This window comes from Oleiphilus sp. HI0079 (assembly GCF_001635105.1).
Genome location: NZ_LWFT01000241.1, coordinates 1 through 917 on the forward strand (window position 1 = coordinate 1; position 917 = coordinate 917).

The 917-nt window shown below is 49.4% G+C and carries 1 protein-coding gene; it reads right to left on the minus strand.

Annotated elements, in window-relative coordinates:
* Positions 1-47: 47 nt before the first annotated feature.
* The coding region (locus A3750_RS03600) for an iron-sulfur cluster-binding domain-containing protein (RefSeq protein ID WP_156498362.1) at positions 48-917 on the minus strand (870 nt) is incomplete at its 5' end.

Genomic DNA, 917 nt, shown 5'->3' on the forward strand with positions numbered 1-917 from the left:
GCATGGTCGTTTTCTCAATTTTTCGTCAGCGGTCAAGCCCGCGCCGCTTACCAGTTTTCAATGGCGACATCACCCACAGGAATGGAAATACAGGCTTGGATCTGGGTCTGCTCTTCTGAAACAAGCTCTCCTGTCAGTGCGTTGACGACCTGACCAGACGACTTCGTACACTTGCACTCGTGACAAACACCCATACGGCAACCAAATTTCGGTTTTAGTCCAGCCTCTTCAGCGATTTCCAACAGCGTTTTCTCACCGCTAGCGTTTAAGGTCTGCTGCGTTTTCGACAACGTCACATTGACCTCGTTACGCCCTGACATGCTTCGCAATTGAGCAAGGTTCGCCAACGTGTCCTGTTTCCTTGGCACACCAAAGGATTCACTCTTAATGGCCGCAATATCAACACCAAGCGCTTTTGACGCCGCTCTGACTGTCGACATGAAGCCTTCAGCTCCGCAGGTATATACAGCTCGGTTTGCGAGGTCGGGGCAATAGTCAACCAGACACTGCTGATTGAGGTGGCCCGACGCTTCAGTCGCAAAATGTGTGATCATGACAAAATCAGGATACGCTGCTTTTAACTCCATCAGACGCTGCTCAAAAATCACATCATCCTTACTACGCGCAGCATAGATAAGCGTTGCCTTGTTTAAGGTGGAGCTCTGAGCCATGGATTCGATCATCGCCATAATCGGTGTAATACCGCTTCCTGCGGCGACAAATACTGGAGCAACGGCATTTTCGATTGCTGTTTCTTCAGAGTTGATGATTGGGTCCATGATGAATGAACCTTGCGCCTCGCTGATGTGCAATAAGCCATCTAGCTCCAGATGATCCGCTAAATAGTTAGAAACAATACCGCCCTCGACACGCTTTACCGTAATGCTGATCAGGGATTGCTCTTCAAACATCCGTAC